The sequence below is a fragment of the Oceanicaulis sp. HTCC2633 genome (assembly GCF_000152745.1).
Taxonomy (GTDB): domain Bacteria; phylum Pseudomonadota; class Alphaproteobacteria; order Caulobacterales; family Maricaulaceae; genus Oceanicaulis.
The window spans coordinates 1204832-1228467 of the sequence record NZ_CH672428.1 but is presented as its reverse complement, the minus strand read 5'-3'; the positions used below and the strand labels follow the sequence as shown (position 1 = coordinate 1228467).

Sequence of the window (23636 nt, the reverse complement as noted above, 5' to 3'; positions counted from 1 at the left end):
TCAAATTCGTACTTGCTTTTCAGCAATATAGCAACGCAGTAGCATACTGCTAGCCAATTTTTTCTCCTAATGGGCGCAAAGCCACTTGACGCGCATACAACTTCTGTCGCCAGATATCTAAGCGCGAACTAGCGCATTAGTTGAAATGGAGAAACGTGATGAACTTCGCAATCAAGAAGAAGCCTAAAGTTGTGCTCCCCAAGCTGAAAGTCCTCGATCCTGCTGATTTCAAGCTTGTGAATGGCGGCAATGGAGACGGCTCCACCTCGACCGACGGCAATCGTGTGGGTCACACCGCTGGTGCCAGCGCAGAAGTCTAGGCTTCGATTGAGGAGAGAGCGTTATGAGTCTGAACGCGAAAGTTCCGCGGAGTGATAACGATCTCTCTTCACCTAAATTTCGATTTCTCCGCTTCTTTGACGATGCACCGGACATTTCCCCGGCCGACCCCGATTTAGGCGGTGCTGTACCCCTAAGGGCTCGTCGATTCTGCAGCCCATTTACTGCAGCATCGTCAATGGGTTGGTGGGTATATGCGCCCATAGACTTCTCTCTCGTTTGGACAGGCTCTGAGTTCTATTGGCGATATCCAGGTGTTGACCAATGGATGGTGTGTGAGCGCATTTACCTCCCGGGCTATGCGGATACATTTCGCGCAACCGCCCCTCAGGGCATGCGTCAGAACGTAACCGCTTTCCTTGAAATTTTCCCAGAACAAGGCGCGATACAGGTTTGGACGGGTTGGAACGCATCTTCCGCATCAGGTTGGAATTACTGGAGCTGCGCACCAATCAACCGGCCTCAGTCCTCCACCTATAGGGTCCTAAACAGTGTGATTGAGTCAGACTGGTGGCCAGGCCCGATTATTACTGTGCTGCAATTTCAAAAAACAGACGTACCGGCGAATTTCCGCAAACATAGGCCGCTATTGCAGCTTGTCCCGATGCCGTATGGCGTTCAAAACGCAGCGAATAATGAGCCACCTGAAGTCGTCCCGAATCTTGGGTCGATATCAAGTGAAGACTGGGCGCGTCATGCTGAACTCTATGCGCGACGTAACAGCGGTCAGCCTGGTGGGTATGCCCGAAAGTCGCGTATCCGCGCTAGGCAAAAATAGTCAGTCCAGAATGTTTCTAGCCACGAATGATACTGTTGATCGACAACTTGCCCTTATTCAACTGGCATGTTCTGCGGTAGCAGCCCGCGTTGAAGGCAGCGGCAAGGTCCAAGAAGAAGAACTCAGTCTTGTGATTGGTGAAGACGATCTTCGCTTCATGTTCGCACATAACATTGATAGCGCTCTTTATATAGCTTTTGACCCACAGGCTGCAGTTCAGTCCCTTTATCAAGCACTCACCGACCGGCAAATGAAACTTGCTCACGAGGTGGGCGAGCTCTTCGAATCGGCGAACTTAAAATGGACCTTTGTTCAAGGCGTTGAATCTACCCACCGTTTGTTTCAAGGGCAGGCATTCGGCCGACGTGGGGACATCGACATCTTGGTTGACGAGGCCGATACGCACGCGGCTACCGAAATTCTAACAAGTATTGGTTTGGCGCAACTTGGATTGAGCATCGAAACCCAGATGCCCGTAAGGGTCTCTAATGAGATGGCAAGCAAAATCAGTGCGAGTCACTATTATGAGAAGATCTTTCCATATTCTCGTATAGAGACACTTAATGTAACGGAAGATGTCGCTGATTTAGTTGCGGGGAATGTGTCGCCAATTTTCAAGACGCCAAAGGGTGTTGTCGCCTTTATTGGAGCGGAGATAACAAATAGTTACGGATTTATTGACACTAATATTCTGCTCGAAGGCCGGTGTATAAGTGATAAATATAAATACTTCCTGGAGAGTAATTTAAATTTTTTGATTGCAGCTAAACGCTTGCATGATGGAATGTTGCGAAAAGAACCACGATTGAAGCTATTGTGCGAATTGGTGATACGGATCACAAAAAAATCAAATGCTGAGGAATTGTTGATTATTGCCCGAGAGTATGGGTTGGAAGCAGAGATGCTTGATATTTTTGAAATCATTGACGCAGTACTGGAAAGTCCTACTAATATCGCCCGTTTAAGATCAACGCTACTAGCAGAATTTCTTTCGCAGTAAAGCGTGCGGGCTTTAATTTCCATCAAATGTATAGTATTTAAATTACTGTTCTTAATAAAAACGATTCTTATCTAGGGGCGGGGCATTTCCTCTAGGGTGATCCAGCCCCCTGATTTCCGCCCACGGGATGGTAGATTCTATCGAAGAGAGGGTGGATCATGCGCAAGAGCCGTTCTTGGAAGGAGTAGATCATCGGTATGCTCAGGGAGCGCGTGCCGGTGAGAGCACGAAGGAGACCTGCCGTAACTATGGGATCTCCGAAGCCTCCTTTTTACAAGTACGAGGCCAAGTTCGGCGAGATGGCCGTACCGGCCCCAAGCGGCTGAGGAGCCTTGCCGCGGAGAATGGCTGTCTGAAGCGACTACTGGCCTGGGCATGCTGCCTTGAAGGGCCTCAACTCAAATAACTTCTCAAGCGCATGGTCGTGCATCACATGATGGGTAAGCACGGGCTGAGCAAGCGGCGGGGGCCTGCGCCCTAGCAGAACTGGACCGCTCGACGTGCCGGTAGCTGAAGCGCTCCGGCGTTGATAACACCTTGTGAGCACGCTTGCGCGATCTGTGAGTGAACGGCGTCGGTTCGGATATTGTGACTTGGCATCCTGCTCGGACGCGAAGGTCTTTATACGAACCACAAGAAGGTCTTCCGCATCCATCGTGAAGAAGGGCTGGCGGTCCGCCGGATACGCGGCCGCAAATGGGCTGTCGGGACCCGGTGACCGATCCTGCTGCCGACCTAGAACGCCTTCGTAGAGAGCTTCATCTGCCGCCTCATCGACGAATGCCTGTTCTCCTCGCTCGGCGAGGCCTGAAGCCTGATCGAAGACTGGAGGACCGTCTACAACGCCCTGTGACCACACACCGCACTCTGGGGACTCGTGGCCTGTGTTTGCGCCGAGCGAAACCGTCACCCTCTGCCATATCAACCCAGAAAGAAAGGCGAACAGACTCAACTAACGAAAGGCCCGGATCAGGGAGGGGCTAATTTCTTGATGCCGATACTGTCTATACATCGTTTGTTCGTAGTAATCATAACATCTATCGACAATTTATCGATATAAATTGATACGCGCCTGAGTCTGGACCGTCCACACGAGTCAAAGCCTTGGGCGCGCGGATTTGTTTCGTGCTGATAATGATATGTATCATGCAAACGTATTACTTCGTGCTCATCCATGCTGTGAAGCGCTTGCGCTTCGTGGCGTGGGTGAGAGCAACCGCCGTAGGCGGAAAACGGTTCAGTAAAAATCTTTGAGTCCAGCAAATCCCGATAGCGGACGTTAATGTGGCTCGTGCAACAACTACAGCCGACTAATCTGCCAATGACACGCAATTCACAGAAGCGCCTAAAGTCTCTTTCGCGATGTCCACGAGATGCTGATGGTGTGTGAAGAACAGTACTTGGGTCTTCTCTGCCAGCTGCCCTAATAGCCGAAACCCGGCCGCCGCCCTGTCATCATCGAAGTTGATGAACAGGTCGTCGGCGACAAACGGCAGCGCCTGCGCCCTCTCAAGATAGTCTTCAATCGAGGCAACCCGCAGCGCCAGGTAAAGCTGATCGGCGGTGCCGGTGCTCATGCCGGACACCGGCACAAAGCTCTCATCCGGCCGCACCCCGGTGAGGTGGGCGTTGTCCTGGTCGTTAAAGTCCACGCGCAGGCTGGTGAACGAGCCGGCGGTCATGACCTGAAATAGCTGTCCTGCGCGCTTGAGCAGCGGCGCCTGCTTCTCCCGACGATAGCGATCGATGGCCCATTGCAGCAGGATAGCGGACGTTTTCACCCGAACGTAACGCTCTGCCACTTCGCCCATTTCAGTAAGCGCCTCTTCCCGGGCTGCCCCAGCCTGTGCGGCCGCATCATCGCCGCCGATGGCCTGGTACGCTTGGCGCGCCTGCGAGCGAACTTCTCCTGCCTCGCCCTGCTGCTTTCTCAAGTCCTCCAGTTCCGTCTGAAGGGACGCCTCCCGGGCCGCCACATCATCGATGGCCAGCCCCTCGCACTCGGCTTCCAGTTCGTCAACGGTCTTGCCGTCACCGTCCTGCTGAAGCTTTTCTGTGATCTGCTGCCGTTCCTCCCAAAGCGCCCGCTGATTGTCGGACCGCTCGATCGCGACCTTCAGCTCGTCGTTGTTGTCGACGCCTGCGGTCTGCTTAAGGTGGGATATGGAAGCTGCCAACTCCCGCCGCTGACCTTCAAGCGTCTCGATCTGCTTCTTCAGGCCTTCAACGTCCTCGTCCTGCTTCTCCCGCAGTCCCTGAATCCGCTCGGCCTCGTTGAGCCGCGTCTCCAGCGTCGCAACAGCATCGTCCGCCACCTTATCAGCAAGGTCCGGTGCAAGAACCTGCACAAGCTGACTGATAACATTCTCGAAGTCGGCAACGTCCCTCTTAATCTTCTCGATGAGGTCGTGTCGCAGCGAATGGATCCGACTGGCCGTTTCCCGCATCTGATCGATAATGCCAATCTGGGCATCAACGGCTTTGGCAGCGGTATCGGCGGCAAGACCAAGCTCCCTGAGCGCAGCAGCCCAATTTTCTTGCCATTCGGCTAGCACCTTCTTTGCCGCCTCAAAGTCTCGCTGATGTCGTACTACGAGCCCGCAGGCTTCCGCAACATCCACTTCCAGCTGCGACTTCTTGTCGGCTGCGGCCTCGCGAACCCGTAGCTCTTCCGCTGCCCGTTCGACGACGATGGTTAGGCCGTCCGCTTCCAGTGTGCCGACATCGGCACTCAGCTTAGCCAGTTCACCAATCAGCTGCTGCCTTGCCGCCTGCTCATCTCCACGAGCGGCCTTCAGCGCGCCTTCAGCTTCGTCCCGATTCTCAATGGCCGCCAGCACCTCGTCACGGTCGTCCAACCATTCCAGCATGGCCTCAGGCGCTTCCGGCTCCACCGGCGCCCCATTCCACAGCGCGATCCAGTCGAATTTCAGCTGATCGCTTTCCGCCAAAAGCTTCTCCTCATCGTCCTGCACCTGACCGAGGAGGGTCTCCTGCTCGCCGATCTTGCGCTTGATTTCGGCGATGCGACCGGCGGCTTCGGCATGGTCGAAGCGCCGGTCGGCCAGCTCGTCGGCCTTGATGACGGCTGGCTCGAAGGCGCCGGCCAGGTCCTCGATCTCGTCCTCATATTGCTCAGCCTGAGCCGGAGGGATGGGCTGACCCACAATGTGCTTTAGCTTAACCAACTGCCAAACCGCATCCCGGCGACCGCGGGCGTTCTTCAGTTCTTCGGGGGTGACCACCTGCTCATCGCGTATCGCCCGCTCAAGGGCTGCAACGGTCCGGTCCAGCTCCTGTTTAACGGACGCGGCTTGCTGCTGCGTCTCGTTCAGCCGTCGCTGCCAGTCATCCTGCGCTTTCCGTTGCGCCTCCACCTTCGCCCTTGCCGGCACACGCTTGCCGGTCAGTGCCCCTTCATCTGCAACACCGGGGTCAAGTGCACCAAGCCGCCGGGCAACACGGCTCCTGGCGTTATTGAGACCCGCTTCTGCAGCGCGCACCCGACCGGCGATGTCTCCCTGTTCGCGGACGCTCTTGAGCGCAACGGCCAGCCGCGACGTGTCAACAGGCTCGCCGGCCTCGGTAAGCTCATCCTTCAGCCCGGCATGCTCTTCCTTCGCTTCGTCAAGTAACCGTTCCTTGCCGGAGACGCCGCCCTCCAGCTCACCCTTCTTATTGAGCAGTGATCGCACGACACTGACCTTCGGCCGGGGCGGAATGCGCTCGATCAGCGCCGCTGAATCCTCATCCCGCCAGCCAAGCTCGGCGGCAGCGCCCTGCAGTTCCTTCTCGGCCGCTTGCAGCTCGGCCTCCCGTTTGGGCAGGTCGGCTTTCTCAGCACGAACCTCGATGCGGCGTTCGCAGGCCTCGCGGACATCCGCCGACCGCTGGATGATCGTCTCATCGTATGTCAGCTTTTCCTGCGCCTCTTCGACGTGCTGAAGCTGCTCCGTCAGCGTGCCGATCCGTGCAGCCGCCACGGCATCTTTGCGCTCGGCCTCGGCGACAAGCCTGGCCGCATCTTTCGGGAGGGCGATCACGTCGCCAAGTTCCTCCAGAAGCCGGTCCAGCTCCTGCTTCCTGCGAATATCCCGGGATACGCGTCGTATCCGGCTCAGCCGGTTCCTATCGACTGTGGCTTTGCTGATGGCCCGATCGAGGTTGCCGTAGGCCTCTTCGGCGTCTTCATACGCCTTCTTCAGCTCGCGCCATCTTGCGGCGCTGAGCGTCTGCTCGCGCAGTTCCTTGGTAGTCTCGGTAAACTTGTCTTCGGCAATGTAGAACTTGCGGTGCTTGGCCCGCCGTGCGCTCCAAAGGTCATCCGCCTCGCCGACGAGCTGAGTCAACCGCTCCCGCAGACCTCCGATACCGGCACCGGCGGAGAACAGCATCTGACCGACGTCGTCCTTGGCCTCCAGGATTTCCCGGCCGCCGGCTTCAAGGCGAGTGTGATCAAGGCTGAACATGCGCTCGAAAAACATCCGGTCCGCGCCGGCAAGGTAGGGGCGAAGCACTGCTTCCCCGCCGGGCACCGGCGAACCTTCCGGTCCCAGTAGCGTGTCCTTGTTGCCTTTTCTCCGCAGCATCTCCAGCACCTCGCTGCCGTTCTCCAGAACGGCACCGATCCGCATGCTGCCGTAGTCATGCAGAAACCCGTACGGTGTCTGCCCGTGGATACCGAACAGAAGATCCTCGATGGCGGACAGCGTCGTAGACTTACCGGCCTCATTCGGGCCGAAGATGATGTGGAAGTCCGACCTGCCGGCAGGCAGCTCAAGCGACCTCTTGGTGAAGTGGCCGTAGCGCAGCAGATCAAGTCGTTGTATCCGCACGCTCAATCCCCCTGTGCCGTGAGCCGTGCGGAGAGATAGGGGGAAACCTCGCCGATCAGTATGGCATAATCGCCGTCAACTGCGGCCTTCAGCACGCTGTCGTCGATGGCGCCGCGCACCTCGTGGGGCAGCTGGCGCACCAGCTTGCTGATATCGTCCTCGATCTGCGCCAGCAGGGCATCGTCCCCGGTGGCTTCCTGCAACAGGCGCTGAAGCTCACCGATTGCGTCTTCGCGCTCGGCCAGCGTCTCGGCATCGACCTCCGGCTGGGTATTGATGACCACCTTCTCCACCCAAGCGACTTCGTCGCCGAGTCCAAGTGCGCCGGCGCGGGCTTCGGCCAGCATCCGGACCTCGGAAGCAATAAGCTGCTCGTGAACAGCGGTGCGCCCTTGAAGGACAATACGGCATGCCAGAAGCCGCCCGTCAGCCTCAGTCACGGCTGCTTCTACGGCATCATGAATGCGATCAATCACGTCGCCGAAGCGCTCCGCATCGGCCAACGATACGGGCAACACTGCCCAGCGCACCACATCACAGGGGACTGTTGTCAACTCGACGATGTCACCGTCTTCTACGGTGACGAGGCTTGCGCCCTTGGCGCCGGTCTCGCGGGCATGGCGGCCCTGAAGGTTGCCTGGGAAAACGACGTGAGGCTTTTTGTGCAGCACGCTTGCTTTGTGAACGTGCCCTAGAGCCCAATAGTTGTAGCCCTTGTTGATCAAATCTTCCATGGCGCATGGGGCGTAGTTCTCATGTCCGCCCATGCCGCCAAGGCCCGTGTGTAACACACCGATGTTAAAAGCGCCGGAAACGGGAGCCGGATAGTCGGGGACAAGGTTTTCGGTGATGTCGCGCTGGCGAAAGCTCTGCCCGTGAAGAGCGACCTTCAGCTCGTCGAGTGCAAATGTCTCCGGCTTGCGTGTGCCGAAGACATGTACGTTATCGGGCAGCTCGAGCCGCCGGGTGATCTGGCTTTCAGCATCGTGATTGCCGTGGAGCAGATAAACCGGGATACCTTTCTTTTTGAGCCGCCCCATCTGCTTGGCGAAGAAAAGCCCGGTATTATAGTCCCGCCAGTCGCCGTCATACAGGTCCCCGGCGAAAATAAGAAAATCGACCTGTTCCTCGATGGCCAGTCCGACCAGCATATCAAGCGCCTCGCGAGTTGCGGTCCGCACCCGAGCGACAGCGTTACCTTCCTGCCCTGCAAGGCCCCGTAGCGGGCTATCCAGATGAATGTCGGCGGCATGAAAAAAGCGGAAGGACGTCATAAGGGTACGTCTTTCGTTTGATTGCTCATTGCTCCCCCTCCCAGATCGTCAGGTGCACAACCTTAATAACGTCCGCAATACTAATAATCGATCCTAGAAACTCGCCCCAAGGCTGCCTTAACAATCGCGCGACGACTACCAGAGGAAGGGCCAAATTCGCTGTTTGCAAACCGAGTTAAGTTTGATAAAGCTTGCCTATCTAACACTTTGATACCCTATGCGATCTCAGGAGCCCAGCGGGAAACGTGAGCTGCTGGGAGCGGAGAACTTTTTTATAAGTCTTGCTCGAGACTAGGGCGGACAATCTAGGCTGTCGTGATGGCGCGAGTGCAGATTGTATGGTTTCGTCAGTCACGGCTGGGTGATTGCCAGCGAACGTCAACTTGGCATAGGTATCCTAGCAATAGTCATTCACCTTCGAGGCGCTCCTGAATTTCTGTCACGAAGCGCGACGGTTTGTGCTGCCCATACATGAGATGGATCTCATATCGCGCACGCGTGAAGCCGACATAGAAGAGGCGTCGGGCCTCACGGACGTCGTTCTGGCTGGCATTGTTACGCGGCAGTCGGCCTTCCTCCGTGCCGAACATGATCACCACATCGAATTCGCGCCCCTTGGCGCTATGTAGCGTCGAAAGATTGAGACGATCGAGGCCACTCCCGATTCCGGCGAACTCACCTAACGGAAAATCATCGACATCGCCGGCTGGACCGATACGCACGAGAAAGTCGGTTAGTGTGCCATATTCATCAGCGAGTGATCGGGCGAGATCGACCCGCGGACGGATGATGTCTTCGCTCAGAGCTGCCAGCCAATCGTGGAGGCTGAGCGTCTCATCCCGCCTATCCCATAACGCTGCGGTGAGGTCGCGTTGGAAGGTGAGCCGCTGATCCTCATCTGTTATGGTTTCATGGAATAGTCTGGTCCCTTCGCTCACTACACGAGACAGCCGAGGTATGCCTGATCGCCAGCCCCCGCAGCACCACATTGCGCATTGCTCCAGCCATCGCATCAACCTGCTGCCGCGCGGATACAGTGCGTTGCCATCGGTCCGTATGACGGAATAGCCATATTCTGCAGCCGCATTCGCGACTTCATCGCCGAGGAACGCCGCAGAATACAGCACGGCGATCTCGCCGAGATTGGTGTCGGGCCGACGCTCGCGGATCTCCGGGATCAGCTCCTCGACAAGATATCGTGCGTACCCGGCATAGCCCCCAGTGCAGGGGTGAAAATAGATCGTTCCTTCGTGGGCACCGTCGGGCGCCTTGTAGCCTCGGTTCTCTCCGAGCGCATATTCGGACGCACTGACAATCCGCGAGCCGCAGCGATAGTTGAGACCTAGTCGCACCGTCTCGACGTCATCGCGCGCGGAAAGACGTCGCAGCAACTCTGGCGTTGCGCCGGTAAAGCCATAGATCGACTGGTCGACGTCGCCGACTGCGAACAATCTCATGCCCGCGCTGAAGCAGAGGCCCATGACCATACCGTGCAACGCACGGCCCAAGTCCTGATACTCGTCGACGGCTAGGATTGGATATTTCGCCACCATCGCTGTCCTAAGCCACTTGTTGGCGGCAAGGGCGCGCACCGCGAGGAGCGGCATGTCGTCAAAATCTATCAGCTGGCGTGCGCGAAGTTCGGCTTCATACGTCTCGACGAGTTCGGTAAGCTGCGGATCGAGCGTTCTCCACTCCGGCAGCTCGCGATTGAGGAACCGTCGCCGATGACGGCCGAGCCGCATGTCCCAGTTCTGGGGGTTCTCCGGTCCACTTATGACTTTCGCATGAGCGGCGGCCAATGCGGCTCGACTCTGCTGCCGTGTCGCCACCGTGAATTCATCGGGCAGGCCCAGCCCGGCCACTTTGGCGTAGGGAAGCAGAATTTGTGTGAGAGAAAATGAGTGAACGGTTCCGATAAAGACACGTCCGCCCGGTGCGATGCCGAGCGTTTCCAAGCGGCTTTCGAGCTCACGTGCACATTCGTTGTTGTAGGTGATACAAGCAATACCGCGTGGCTCGTCCACATCCTCGCTGAGCATTCGGGCGAGCTTGACAGTCAGCGTCTTGGTTTTGCCACTGCCTGGCCCAGCAAGCAACACGCAGTGCCCGGTCGATTCAAAAGCCTGCCACTGCTTCTCGTTGGAATGCAGGTCTTCGGCCGCCTTGAGATAGAGGGCCCGGTTAGACGAGATCGATGACATGATTGATCGCATCCGCAATATAGTCGGGTACGAGCTTTCCGGCTGCGCGCGTCGCCAGTCTTTGCGCGAAGCGGCCCTTGCCCATCTGCTCGATCATGTTGAGCAGTTCGTTAGCATCGAAATCCTTCGGCTTCGCTTTCCACGCGTTGAGGGTCGCCTTACGCTCAGCACTAAAATTGTGCTCGTGGAGGGTCTCTATCATCTCTTGGGCATAGCCGCCTTCGAACAGTTCAGTTTCCAGCGTGCTCCAATTCACGAAAATGCCGAACTTTCGAATCTCAGCGAATGTCTTGCCCCAGGTGTCTTTGTCCTTGATCGATTTGATCACCGCGTTGGTGTCGTCACCGCCAGCGGCCACGTCTATGATCCGAACGAGCTTGAGCGCCCGATTGTAGGCGCGAGGTTTCTCGTCGACTTCATCATAGTCGGTGATGACAGAGAACGGGATACCTAAAGCACAGAGCAGCTTCACATAGGGAAGGAAGTTGGTCCCGGAGACCGAGCACACCGAAACGCCATGCTCGTCGAGCGAGATGTCCATATTCTCGGCAAAAGCTGGGATCAGAAACCGCTCCGCGTCACCTTCGACGAGGATGACGCCGCGCGCGAAGACCATCTCCGCGCGGGTGACATCGAGATATCGTTCAAGATCTTCGGTGTCGGCTTTGGTGAAGTCGGCTTCGGCGGTCGAGTATCCCCTCGTTCCCTCGTCCAAGTGCGACCGAAGAAGCAGGAGAGACCCCAGCGGTGCGACGCTTGCAATATGAGGCGAGTGGGTGGTCAAAATGACCGAAAGCGGCCCGGCAACCTCCCCATCATCATTGTCATCGACACCGTATTCGCCATCGACGATCGTCTCAAACAGATGCTTATAGACTAGGCGCTGGAGGTGTGGATGGAGGTGCGCCTCTGGCTCCTCGATCGCTAGCAATGATTGGTCGCGTTTGTTGGCAGCTATCAATCGCTGAAGATCGAGTAGTTTGAGTGTGAGAAAGATGAGATTTGCCGAACCCAGGCTGGCGTCGGCGACGCCGCGCCGCCCCTCATCTATCAGCAGCCGGATCTGACGATTGATCCGCGTGGCGTCAGTCGCGCTGAATCCAAGTGATGGATGCACATCCTGCTTCGATCCAGCCATTGCCAAAAACAGCTCTGCGATGCTGGCTTCGAGCGCCTTCACCTCTTTGAATTCAATCGCCGCTGCGCTTGCCTCCGCGATCTTGTCTCCCATTTCTTTGAGCGCCTCCTTGTCGATGCCGATGAACGCATCCTCTACGAGAGGACGAAGTGGCGACCGGCGCCAAGCGGCAAGATCCCCCTCGGCGTCCCGAAGCGCCGGCAAAAGGTCCATCGTGATGCGGCGCCGAAGATCGTGGCCAAAGCGCTTAGCTTCATCCTCACCGCCAAAGCAGACGAATGAGAAATCGTCGTCACTAGCGGGGGCGTGATCGAGGCCAGGCTGAGCACGCAACTGATAGGTAAGGCGAACTGTCTCCGGGTCGTCATCGAGGCGGTAGTCGGTCAGTACCGCCAGGACATCGAGGTCTTCCTCGAAATCCTTAATCTCCACAGAGATGGTGATGGTCGTCTCGGCGGTTATCTCCTCCAGCCCATCCCAAAAGTCGGCGAGACCGAGCTGCCGGCGCTATCGGGCAGTGAGGGGTCGAAGATCAAGCGCAGCCCAAAGAGCACATTGCTCTTTCCGACGCGGTTTTCACCGACAATGACAATGTTACCGCCAAGCGCGACATCAAGGTCGCGGAAGTTGCGGAAGTTTTCTACTTTAATTCTAGACAGATACATGTTTGTTGATTCCGCATGTGCTTCAGTCTGTTTTCATTTGGCACCAGAGCGCCGTTATTCTCGATTTTGTGCTAGCCGGGCGGTTGCTATCATCCAGCACTGTAAATTGATCATAATTTTTTCGGAAGGCAGTCTTCCAATCCTATCGAAATCATGGCTGGACAACGAACCGAGGTGGGAGTGGCTCTGCCCCTGTAAGGGTCTACTCAGAAGTCGCTGGCAATTCCGCCGTTACGAACCAGAAGCAAACTTGCTCGCACTGATCGCTAGTTCACGACGATAAACTTCACGCATTGAGAAGTGTCAGAAATTCGCATATATTTCTGACAGGAGAACTCGAATGCAACGGCTGACCGAACAGATCATCGCTTTCGCTGAAGGCTTGTCAGAAGGTGCGCCGATCGCTGCGAAGGGCTTGCTTCATCTCGGCAATCGCGCCGCGGTGGATCAGGCATTGTCGCGTCTGGTTGAGCGTGGCCAGCTGATGCGCGCAGGCCGCGGGGTATATCTGCGCCCAGTCGCAAGTCGTTTCGGAGCTCGGTCGCCATCGATTGAGCAGGCGATCCAGGGTGTGGCTGCTCAAAGAGGTGAGATCATTGTGCCAGCGGGAGCGGCCGCGGCGAACAAGCTTGGCCTGACGACACAAGTTTCTGTGCGGCCAGTTTATCTTACCTCGGGCCGCAGCCGAACGCTCAAGATTGGGCAACAGAGCGTTGAGTTGCGGCATGCGCCGAACTGGCAGTTGTCGATGGGGGGGCGGCCTGCGGGCGAAGTGGTGCGGGCGTTGGCTTGGCTCGGTCCAGAGAAGGCCAAGAGTGCGGTCGGGGCCCTGAAGCGTAAATTGCCTCAATCGGTCTTTGGTGAGGTGGTCGCCGGGGCTTCGCAATACCCCACTTGGCTAGCGAAGACTGTGACCCAGGCCGCCTATGGCTGAAGCTTTTCTAAGCCTGAATCCCGAGGACAGGCGCGATGCCTTGGGCGTAGCGGCTGACCGCTCAGGGCGCCCGGCACACCTGTTGGAAAAAGACGTCTGGGTGGTCTGGACTTTGAAGACCATGTTCCAGTCAGATCTCGGTGCGCATCTGGTGTTCAAGGGCGGCACCTCACTCTCCAAGGCGTATGGTGTGATCCAACGGTTTTCCGAGGACGTGGATCTGACCTATGACATCCGCGCGCTCGCACCTGATCTGGTCGAGGCGCAAGGGGAACCGATCCCGTCGACAAGAAGCGAGATGCGTCGCTGGTCAAAAGCGGTTGGTAAGCGTTTGCCAGACTGGATCGACAAGACCGTGCGGCCTTTGATGGCCAACGCCTTGGCGCATTCGGACTTGCCGGTGTCGCTACGTCACGAGGGAGACAGGCTCTTTATAGACTATGAGGCGATAGCCAGCGGTTCTGGCTATGTTGCGCCCAGCGTGATGTTGGAGTTCGGCGCACGCTCCACAGGCGAACCGGCAAGCGTGCGGAATGTGACTTGCGATGCAGACGATCATGTTGACGGCGTTTCTTTCCCGACAGCTCGACCGCGTGTGATGCACGCTGAGCGGACTTTCTGGGAAAAAGCGACCGCAATTCATGTCTTTTGCCGGCAAGCCAGGCTGCGTGGCGTGCGTTTTGCGCGGCACTGGCATGATGTTGTCAAACTCGACGAAGCCGGAATCGTCGAGGCGGCTTTGGCGGACCGGGCAGTCGCTCAGGCAGTCGCCGAGCATAAGAGCATGTTCTTCTCAGAGAAGGCCTCTGACGGCGTCATCATTGAGTACGTTGAAGCGATCAGCGGCAAACTTCAACTCGCGCCTACTGAAGCAGCTTTAGCGATCCTGGAAGAGGATTATCGCCGCATGGTTGAGGACGGCTTGCTGCACGCCAATGCAGAGCCTTTCAGTGAGCTCATGGCGCGCTGCGCCGGTATCGCCGACCGGGCGAACCGTATGATGTTAAACCAGAGCTGATACTGCTTCGCCGTCAAAGGGGACCATCATCATTTCAAAAAATGGGCGTGGCGTTTCTGGTGGCGGTCCCTCATCCAATCAAGGACATCAAACCGTGAACCTTGCGCAACATCTACCGGCAGGCTGGTTGGAAATGGCCACCAGAATAGCACCACTTGTACCGCCTGTTTTGGATGTGTATATTATACACATCGATGGAGATTGAAATGTCCCAACCATTTGTCATGATCGTACACACGGACGAAGCTGAATCCGGCTTCAGCGCGTTCTTTCCTGATGCCCCTGGCTGCGTTGCAGCGGGCGAGACTCTTGGCCAGCTCAAAGCGGATGCAGCGAGCGCCCTGCGATCGCATATCGATGTCTCGCGAGAAGAGGGGTTGGCTATACCTGTCGCGCGTGATTTTGATGCTGTCCTAAGTGACCCTGATGTTCAGGAAAACCTCAAGGATGCCTTTGTAATTCTTGAGGCCCGTCCCCTCGCTCGTTCAGGCAGAGTCAAGCGGGTCAATATTACCATTGACGAGTTTGCTCTCGATATAATCGATCGTGCTGCCGAGCGTGTAGGATCGACACGATCAGCCTTCATGGCGAGCGCTGCGCTTGAAGCGTCAGAAGACGCCAACGCTGCTTAAGGCTCGGCGCGAGCGCTGCAGCGCATATCCTCTCCGGCTGCGCCGAAGGTTCGGCTCACTCACACCTGACAGCGCGTGAGCGGTCGCGTCCATCTGACGTCCCGCATCCTTGAGGATTACCCTCATGATCTCGGATAGTGGTGCAGCTTCGACCTATATGCGCACAGATACCGGCAAGGTTGTCCGCTCCTGGGACACAAACTCTCCATGCCCTGTCCTGTCCGCGTCTCGTAGTGTTGCGCACTTGGCGATCAACATCATCAATCCTATCAGTGTTTCGGCTACTGCGTTGACATGAGTTGTTTGTATCGAACGTGTACCAACCAACCCCGCGATCTTCTGCGAAGCCTGTCAGTCTAGAGGGAGTCTGAGAAGTCGAGCTGGTAGTGGGCGCGGGGCAGTTGATTAATTCAGGGTTCCGCCCAGGGCAGTTATTGGCAATCATTTGCCATCCGCCGTTATTAATAGCAACAACGGCATTTTCGTTAAGTATGATAGTATGTGTGTAATTTCCTGAAGCAGTTGAATCGACATGTGCTCCTAGATCGCCGTTTTGGTTGCAGGCCAATGTTCTAGCCTGGGTTCTCTCTCTAAAACGGACTGAGTAGGTGTCCCCACTTTGTCGTTCAACACACCAGAGAGGCCTATTAGATTCTTCCATATTCTTACTGCTACCTGTAGCACCGGAGTGTGCCCTCAACTGAGTGGTAGATTTCATTTCGATTTCTGACTCGTTGCGGCAACTTGTCTTACAAGCGGCCCAACGGTCCCTCGCAGCGCTTTGACATACTCGGAGGGCCACACTTGATGGGGGGTTATTCCTTACACAGGATGCGTATGCGTTCCTAAGTTCCCTATCACATGCGCCTGTGCATCCAGTTCCTATAACCATCTGTGGGGCTGGATTGTCTGCTGATTCCGTTATTGGAACCGCAGCTGAGCGGTTTGAATCAGAGCCTAAGTGATCTCCATTCACATCGTCAGACACACAGCTCACCAGTAGAAATGATGCTGCCAGACCTGCAAGAAACTTAAATGCCATAGCGCCCTCCATCTATACGTGTAATAGCAAATTTTGTAGTCGAAATAAAGTGTGCTCCAAATGAATGCTGTCCACCAATGGACTATACTCTTTATGCGATCATTTAGGCTAGAAAGAATAATGGTTAACCCTTTGGATTCTACTTGGGTTCCCTCGGCGTAAGCGCCGAGGCCCGTGTCCTCGACGCTTCGCGTCTGCGGGCCGGATCAGGAACCGGGCTTCGCCCGGCACTCTTTAAGCAGGCCATATGGCCTGCGGCTTGGAGGAAGTGATGAGCAAAGCTGCGATCTGATCGTCGCTCGTCAACCGGGCTAAAGCCCGGTCGGGCACTTCGTTACGCCCCTTCGGGGTGACAAGAGCCGCTCAGCTCTCCTCTTTTCTCGTCATCACTCCCCCCAGCCAGGGGCAATATGCGTTGAGGCTGGTGTATCGGTAAGGGATCGCCATACACGGGCGTGAGCCGCTTAGTTATACCAAGTACAGGTGGGTTCTTTGTTGCGTTTCCCGTGAGGGGGGGTGGAAATAGGCGGGCGATTATTTCTCGTATAAATATGTGTATCCACGTTTTATTATTTTTGAAATTGGTTATTTCATTTTGATATCAATTGGCGCAATCTGTATTTTTCAAGAAGCGCTCACCTATCAACCTGCGGCGCTCCAATAAAATGAAGGCGGTGCGGGGGGGGGGGCATGTTACCTCCCGATAAAGCTGTCTTGCTGCATTTGTTCTTAATTAGGCATGTATGGCCGTATCAAGATAAGATCTGAGCCGGTAAAGCCCTGAGAAATCTCTTTCCGTAATACTATCGAGTGGTGGGCGTTCATCAAAATCAGAATTGGGCGTGGAGACCCAAGCATATGCCCGATCTTCTTCGATGAAGAGTGTACGTAAGTCTTTATGAATTCCCATAAGTAAGGAAAGTCTAATGGCAAGATCCTGCTCAATGGGCTCAAATTCTCCCCGACGCCAGCAATCGAGTGTTGTCTGCTGGATGCCTCCTAGCACGTTAGATCTTTGTTCCAATGACAGGTTCCAACGGTCGAAGAGCGCGATCACGGCTGTCGCCATGGCTTGGGCTTCATCTTCGGGGATGGGTTCAGCTTTAGGCCAGAACTTTTGATTTTTCATACGTGGTCCATTCTTGTCTATATGTTCTCGTTTAGAATGGTTGTCAGCAAACCAAATTACCGAGTGAAAACTGTACCCGCTCCCTTCCTGAAACCAGCTCTTCGGTAGGGGAGGAGACAGAACTGGCGTGACCTAACGAGTTGTCATCTGTGGCGGTGGGCGGGAATAGAGAGTTAGCCTTCTCACTTGTAACCATTTGTTTTATATAGGGCTAAATTCCGAGGTTAGCCTGCATAACCTACTGAAATTCCACGCCTCTCCATTCCCTCCGGGCCCACCATTTTTACGATTTGTTATCCATAACGGTCATCGTCCGGAAGGTCAGCGACACGCAGCGCGTGCGCGGCGTGCGGTCATACGCGCGGGCGTGTCTTGTCGTGCGCCCGGATTTGCCAGCCTGTCCGATTGAGTGATACGGAGTCGACGGTCATAGAGCATGACGGGTTTCGAACAGCGTGAGGGCGGGGGGATGGCTGAGAGCACAAGAGGCGGTGGTCTGTCACCCGTCCCGCCCAGTGATGATGCTGAGCAGACTTCAGCCTGGGAAACCCTGAATCATGAGTTCCAGGGGCCGCTTAGAGGCTTCTTCTCAAAGAGGGTTTCGGATCGTGACGAAGTCAGCGATCTCATACAGGACGTGTTCCTGAGACTGATCCGTCGCGGCGATCACGGAGAGATCGATCATATCCGGGGCTATGTGTTTCAAGTTGCTCGAAGCGTACTGGCCGATCATCTGCGACGTCATCAGGTTCGTCGAACGGATGCGCATGAGCCCTTTGATGTCGAGCAGCATGGCGGTTCGGATTTTTCTCCCGAGCGCGTCTTACTCAGCAAGGAGGAGTTGAACCGTCTGATGCAGGCGCTGCAGGAATTGCCTCAGCGCACTCAGGATGTTTTCGTGCTCCGCGCGTTCGAGAACTACAAGTATGCAGATATTGCGCGCCTGATGGCGATCTCCACCCGGTCTGTGGAGAAGCATATGGCTAAGGCGCTCGCCTATGTCGGCGCAGCGCTGGATCGGGACGAGACGGGCCGATGAACATGCGTACGCCAGAACTCGCCAGACATGAGATTGACACGCACCGTGAAGCGGCGGCGCTGTGGAGCGAGCGTTTGCGTGAAGCGGGCGCGGATCCTGACTTGCGTGCCCGTTTCGAGGAATGGTGCGGCGACGACCCTGCCAAGCGTGAGGCCTTCCGGCAGGCTGAGGCCGCCTGGCGTCTTGCACGCTCGGTCGCCGATGAACCCGAGATGCTTGAGCTGCGGAACAAGGTTTTGTCGCGCGCGGCGTCCGAACGAAAGCCAGTGTTCAGCGCGGCGCGACTGAGCGTGCTCGCAGCGAGTGTTCTGGTCTGTGTCGGGTTTGGTTTCGTGCTGGCCAACTGGGCCATGCCTGGCGAATCCGTTGAGCCTTCGATGGTGATTGCCGAGCAGGCGGCGTCTGACTTCGAAACACAGATAGGCGAGCGGTTGACGACGCCTCTTGCTGACGGGTCCACGATGACCCTTGGCACATCCAGCCGGGCGCGTGTCGCCTTTTCAGACCAGGAGCGGCTGGTGGAGCTGGTGTCGGGACAAGCCTATTTCGACGTGGCCCACGAGGACGGACGCGAGTTCGTGGTTCTGGCTGCGGGGCGGCGCGTGACGGCGGTCGGCACAGCGTTTGAAGTGCGTGTGGACAGCGCGCAGCTTTCAGTCACCCTTGTTGAAGGCAATGTTGTCGTCGATGCGCCGGTGTCGGTGGACCAGGGCGCCGCAGGAGAATTTGCACGATCCGAGCGCGCCGAACTCTCCCCCGGCGAACAGCTGGTGCAGGTCGCAGACGCTCCGCCGAGCGTGGCGACAGTGGATGCTCGCCGGTTGACGAGCTGGCTGGATGGCTTGCTGATCTTCGAGGATGAGCCGCTTTCGGCCGCAGTGGCGGAAATGAACAGATATGCCCGCCGTCCCATCGTGATCGCCGATGAGCAGCTCTCAGCCTTGCGATTGAGCGGCGCCTTCAGCGCAGGTCAGTCCTCTGGCTTTGTCGAGGCTCTGGCGGAGTATTTTCCTGAAGTGCGGATTGATGAAACCGATCACGCCATAATCCTGCGCAGCGCGATCTAGCGCCAAAGTCTCAGACCGGCTGAAAGTTTTTTCGTCCCGCATGTTCGGGTTCGGCAGCCGGATGCGTCTTCCCTGTCATGGGCCGCAAACAACAAGACCAGCGGCTGGCATGGGGAGACTTTCATGGTTCGTACGAGCTTTCGTGCAGCGGCGTTGAGCACCGTTGCATCACTCACGCTTCTGACAGGGTCCGACGCGGCATTCGCGCTCGTGCAGTCAGATCCGGGCGCACAGGGGAATGACATTGCGTCCTCGTCTGAACTCGCCGTGGATTTTGATATTGCCGAGCAACCGCTTCAGACGGCGCTGATCGAGTTTGCGCGCCAGAGCGGACAATCGCTTCTCTATTCGCCGGACCTCGTTGAGGGACACACCGCCAATGCGGTTCAGGGCCGGATGACGCCGACGCTGGCCTTCTCACGCCTGGTGTCTGGTGCTGACCTCGATATGCAGCGCAGCGCATCAGGCGCGATCCTGCTGCGCCAGGCCGCGGCTGTGGAAGCGCGTGACACCCCTTCATCACAGCCGACGAATCCAGCACCGACCCGCCCTGAAGGCGCGGCGTCAGAGAGTTTGATCGAGCCCAGTGCCGAAGCTGAGCCTGATGTCTTGCAAATGGACACGATCACGGTGACCGGCACCAGCATCCGGGGCGTGAATCCGGAAAGCTCACCGCTGGATGTTTACTCTCGAGAAGACTTTCAGAGGCTTGGCGTTCTGACGACAGACCAGCTCCTGCGCGCCATTCCACAGAACATCAACACCACAAGCTCGATTGGCGGGCTCGCCGTCAGTCGTGAACTCAATGCCCGTTCGGTCAATGCCGTTGATCTGCGCGGTCTGGGCGCGGGATCGACCCTGACGCTTCTGAATGGACGGCGTTTGCCGCTGGCGGACGTGGGTGAGACGGCGGATGCATCGCTCATCCCTTTGGGAGCAGTGGAGCGTGTTGAGGTGCTTACTGATGGCGCATCCTCGATCTATGGCGCGGACGCTGTTGCTGGGGTCGTCAATTTTGTCCTGCGGGATGACTTTGAGGGGGCGGAGACCTCGGTCAGCTACACCACGAGAGGCGATGGCGGCTATTCGGCGGGGCAATTTGATCAGGTTCTGGGGACCAGCTGGTCTGGAGGCGGAGTGATCGCCTCGCTCTCTGCTGCGACGTCCGGCCCGTTCCTGACGGATGAAGTCGACTTCAGCAATACGCCCGATACCTATCTGGCGCCGCTGGATCAGCGCTATTCCGCCTTTGTCTCGGGGCGCCAGGATCTTGGCGCGTCGGCCGAAGTGTTTGCTGACATTCTGTACACCGATCGGCACACGAAAACCTCGACGCGAGAGGACGGGTTCTTTCAGGCCACATCACTGAGCAACACCCAGACCGAGCAGGTGGTCGCCACGGTCGGGGGGCGTATCCAGCCGGTGCGGGACTGGCAATTCGAGCTCCTGGCGACTTATGGCGATTACACGAACAACCTGAACATTGTCAGGTTCTTCGATGACGGGCGCCTGCGTGAGACGAACGGCGCCCAGGATTTCAGCTCGCTCGAGGTGACAGGGAAGCTCGATGGGACTCTGCTCTCCCTGGTCTCCGGGGATGTCGGTTTCGCTCTGGGCGGCGGTTATCTTGAGCAGGAACTCGGATTCGGTCCGATGCGGGCTGACCGGGCGACGAGCTACGCCTTTGGCGAGTTGGCTGTTCCATTGATCAATGAGGATATGGCGGTGCCTCTGGTTCAGCGCCTCGAGCTGAACCTGTCCGGGCGTTACACCGACACCTCTGATTTCGGGGACAGTTTTGATCCGAAAGTCGGCTTGCTCTGGGCCATCAATGATGAACTCAAGCTGCGTGGCACATATGGCCAGGCGTTTCGCGCCCCCACTCTGCCCGATCTGATCCCGAGCGAGACCAGCTATGTGATCTTGCCAGTCGAGGGACCGCTCGGGACGTTTCCGGATCCATTCTCCAATGATCAATCGACGGTGTATTACGTCGTGGGACCGATCAGCAATCCTGACCTGGGACCTGAAACCTCCGAGGCTTTTACATTGGGCTTCGATTTCGCCCCGGCGCGCATCGAAGGCCTCACGCTCTCGAGCAGCTATTTCAATATCGACTATACAGACCGGATTGCTCAGCCGCCTGACGCGTTCGAAATCGCAGCGGATCCGGAGACCTATTTCGACCTGATCACGGATGAGGTTTCGCCCGCGATCATCGCGGACACCCTGCCAGGGGCGCTCGGCCTGTTTGACGCCCGGACCGGCGACTATTCAACGACGCTGGATCCGGACGCGATCGCGGCCGATGTCACCCACATCATCTATAACGGCCTGACGAACATCGCCTCCCAGCAGACCTCCGGCTTCGACGTTTCGCTCGACTATAGTGCGCCTACGTCATTCGGCGCTTGGAATGTCGGGGCGGCGTTCACCTACATGCTCGAAAACAAGGAGCGCATCAGCGCTGGCGCGCCGGTCGTGGAGCGTGTGGGCACGCTCACCTACCCGGTCGAGTTTCGCGGGCGCCTGAACGCCGGGTTCCAGCATGGCGGCTGGTCCAGCCAGCTCCAGCTCAATTATGTCGACAGTTACACCAATACGTCAGTGACCCCGGCTGAGCCGGTGGATCGCTGGGTGACGGTCGATCTGATCACCGGGTTCTCCTTCCAGGAGCGCCATGGCGATCTGCTCTCCGGAGTGAGGGTGGGGTTCAACGTCCGCAATCTGTTCAACGAGGATCCGCCTTTCGCGCGGTCGAACTCGGCGTCGACGATCGGCACTGATCTGGGCGTGAACTACGACCCGACAAATGCCGACCCCTTCGGCCGCCTGTTCACCCTCAGCCTCAGCAAGGAGTGGTAGCGCCATGTCCCGACATCAAAGGGCCTGTCAGACAGACCTTGTGGCGCAGGACCGCCTGAAACGGCGATCGCTCGCCCGTGTCCTGTCGCTCGCTATCGCCAGCGTATCGCTGCTCGGTTTTGAGGCGGTCGCGCTCGAGATCAATGAAGACGGAACGCCGCTCGGCGACTGGTATGAAGAGGCGATCCTTCTGCGTGCGGATGGCGCGCTCATCGACACGGCCAGCGATACGCCAAGCCGTTCGGGCGTCTGGTTCGAGGAAGACAAGAACGGGCATGCCGGCCCCACCTTCCATGACTATGATGGAGACGGTCTTGAAGATCTGATCATCGGCGGTTCGGCAGGGCGTTTCCGGCTCTATCTCAATGAGGGCGAGCCCGGAGCGCCAGTCTTCTCGGGCTATGAGTGGATCGAGGCGGCAGGGGAGACGGCGATCGTCCGCAATTGGTGTTGCGTGGCGGCGGGCCCCAGTTTTGCAGATATTGACGGAGACGGTCATGCCGATCTTACCGCCGGCTCGTATTCTCCGGGATTGATCTACTGGTTCCAGGGTCAGGATGGCGGCTTCCGGGCGCGACAATCGCTGACGGACTGGGGCGGCCTTGATGTCATTACTCGGCTGAACGAAGTCGATGAGGGTCCCCATCTCGCTTACGCGGCCAAGCCCGCCTGGCTGGACTGGGACGATGATGGCCGGCTGGATCTCATCATTGGGAATGCTCAGGGCGATCTCGTCGTGCGTCGCAATCATGGTCCGGCGCACCAACCCGGCATCACACCCGTTGAGGGGCAACCGGTCTTCGCCACCTTCAGCTGGGGCGGCAGCCATCAGCTGGACGTTTTCGAAGTGGTGGAAGGCGGCGCAGGACCGATGCAGGACGAGGAATATCTCGTGCCTGCCGTGGGAGACTGGGATGGCGACGGGCATCCGGATCTGATCGTCGGGACACAATCCGGCGCTGTCTACTTCCTGCGCAATCTGGGTGGAGAGGAAATCGCCTTCGCAGCGCCTGAGAGGCTGCTGCCTTCTGTGCGCGGCGGAGAGCATATTCCCGCACACGTGGTCCGCCCCGGGCAATACAGCCCTGTTCGAGGCTCGCGCGCGTCGGTCGCCCTGACAGATTACAACGGCGATGGCGTTCTGGACCTGGTCGTTGGCGACTGGTCTCGCAGCCTGACGCTGAAGAGCGGGCTGAGTGACGCCGAGCTTGAAGCGTTCGAGGCCTTGCAGGACGAGCTTGTGGCGCTCGACCGCAGAGCCGGCGTTGAAGGTCCGGACGAGCCGTTCCGGGATCGGTTCCGCAGCACCTTTGTGTACTTCGACAATGAAGACCTGCGTGAGGAAATGCAGGCGCTCGAACAACGGCTGGGTCAGTTCCTGGAGCCGGTGGACAGTACGCGCCTTCAAATGCTGCGCGGCTATGAGAGGCAACATGGTCATGTCTGGGTCTATGTCCGTTAGAGGGGGGGCGGCCGCGGTGGCGTGTGCTGCAGCAATCAGCGCTGCAGCACACGCCACCGCGGCCGCCCCCCCTCTAACGGACATAGACCCAGACATGACCATGTTGCCTCTCATAGCCGCGCAGCATTTGAAGGCGCGTACTGTCCACCGGCTCCAGGAACTGACCCAGCCGTTGTTCGAGCGCCTGCATTTCCTCACGCAGGTCTTCATTGTCG

At 57.5% G+C, this 23636-nt stretch carries 15 protein-coding genes; 9 read left to right on the top strand and 6 right to left on the bottom strand.

What is annotated here, in order from left to right; translation table 11 throughout:
- Positions 1–158: 158 nt before the first annotated feature.
- Positions 159–320 (top strand): hypothetical protein, encoded by a 162-nt coding sequence (locus tag OA2633_RS16050; RefSeq protein WP_009801565.1) that lies wholly within the window; start codon positions 159–161, stop codon positions 318–320.
- Between the two features lie 714 nt (positions 321–1034).
- Positions 1035–2117 carry a nucleotidyltransferase family protein gene (locus tag OA2633_RS16045; RefSeq protein WP_162010976.1) on the top strand — a complete coding sequence of 361 codons (1083 nt, stop codon included), beginning with the start codon at positions 1035–1037 and terminating at the stop codon, positions 2115–2117.
- Between the two features lie 1310 nt (positions 2118–3427).
- On the opposite strand, the gene OA2633_RS05790 is transcribed toward OA2633_RS16045, so the two are convergent.
- The 5 genes from OA2633_RS05790 to OA2633_RS16465 all read right to left on the bottom strand — a co-directional run bounded on the left by OA2633_RS05790 (position 3428) and on the right by OA2633_RS16465 (position 12233).
- Entirely contained in the window at positions 3428–6952 is a 3525-nt protein-coding gene (locus OA2633_RS05790) for a YhaN family protein (RefSeq protein ID WP_009801562.1), read from the bottom strand.
- Positions 6953–6954: 2 nt separating this feature from the next.
- Positions 6955–8226 carry a DNA repair exonuclease gene (locus OA2633_RS05785; protein ID WP_009801561.1) on the bottom strand — a complete coding sequence of 424 codons (1272 nt, stop codon included), beginning with the start codon at positions 8224–8226 and terminating at the stop codon, positions 6955–6957.
- A 407-nt stretch (positions 8227–8633) separates the two neighbouring features.
- Positions 8634–10430, bottom strand: a complete 1797-nt coding sequence (locus OA2633_RS05780) for an ATP-dependent helicase (RefSeq protein WP_009801560.1) — start codon at positions 10428–10430, stop codon at positions 8634–8636.
- Positions 10411–12000, bottom strand: coding sequence for an ATP-dependent endonuclease (locus OA2633_RS05775; protein WP_009801559.1), 1590 nt, complete (start codon positions 11998–12000; stop codon positions 10411–10413). The genes OA2633_RS05780 and OA2633_RS05775 overlap by 20 nt, the downstream gene beginning before the upstream one ends.
- A gap of 26 nt (positions 12001–12026) precedes the next feature.
- Positions 12027–12233, bottom strand: a complete 207-nt coding sequence (locus OA2633_RS16465) for an AAA family ATPase (protein ID WP_009801558.1) — start codon at positions 12231–12233, stop codon at positions 12027–12029.
- Positions 12234–12573: 340 nt separating this feature from the next.
- On the opposite strand from OA2633_RS16465, the gene OA2633_RS05770 reads away from it, so the two are divergent.
- The 3 genes from OA2633_RS05770 (at position 12574) to OA2633_RS05760 (ending at position 14817) form a co-directional block, all read left to right on the top strand.
- Positions 12574–13167, top strand: coding sequence for a DUF6088 family protein (locus OA2633_RS05770; protein WP_009801557.1), 594 nt, complete (start codon positions 12574–12576; stop codon positions 13165–13167).
- Positions 13160–14185 (top strand): nucleotidyl transferase AbiEii/AbiGii toxin family protein, encoded by a 1026-nt coding sequence (locus OA2633_RS05765; protein ID WP_009801556.1) that lies wholly within the window; start codon positions 13160–13162, stop codon positions 14183–14185. The genes OA2633_RS05770 and OA2633_RS05765 overlap by 8 nt, the downstream gene beginning before the upstream one ends.
- Before the next feature lie 206 nt (positions 14186–14391).
- Positions 14392–14817 (top strand): type II toxin-antitoxin system HicB family antitoxin, encoded by a 426-nt coding sequence (locus OA2633_RS05760; protein ID WP_040612495.1) that lies wholly within the window; start codon positions 14392–14394, stop codon positions 14815–14817.
- Between the two features lie 1775 nt (positions 14818–16592).
- Here the strand turns inward: OA2633_RS05760 and OA2633_RS15780 are convergent.
- Complete coding sequence (locus OA2633_RS15780; RefSeq protein ID WP_009801554.1) at positions 16593–16988, bottom strand: antitoxin Xre/MbcA/ParS toxin-binding domain-containing protein; 396 nt, start codon at positions 16986–16988, stop codon at positions 16593–16595.
- Between the two features lie 436 nt (positions 16989–17424).
- Between OA2633_RS15780 and OA2633_RS15775 the strand changes: the two genes are divergently transcribed.
- From OA2633_RS15775 to OA2633_RS05740, 4 genes are all read left to right on the top strand, one after another.
- Positions 17425–18027, top strand: coding sequence for an RNA polymerase sigma factor (locus OA2633_RS15775; RefSeq protein WP_083783210.1), 603 nt, complete (start codon positions 17425–17427; stop codon positions 18025–18027).
- A gap of 2 nt (positions 18028–18029) precedes the next feature.
- Positions 18030–19094: a FecR domain-containing protein gene (locus OA2633_RS05750; protein ID WP_162010975.1), complete on the top strand. Its 1065-nt coding sequence runs from the start codon at positions 18030–18032 to the stop codon at positions 19092–19094.
- Positions 19095–19217: 123 nt separating this feature from the next.
- A complete protein-coding gene (locus tag OA2633_RS05745) occupies positions 19218–21959 on the top strand; it encodes a TonB-dependent receptor (protein ID WP_009801550.1) in 2742 nt (913 codons plus the stop codon).
- A gap of 4 nt (positions 21960–21963) precedes the next feature.
- Complete coding sequence (locus OA2633_RS05740; protein ID WP_206740491.1) at positions 21964–23421, top strand: VCBS repeat-containing protein; 1458 nt, start codon at positions 21964–21966, stop codon at positions 23419–23421.
- Positions 23422–23636 lie beyond the last annotated feature (215 nt).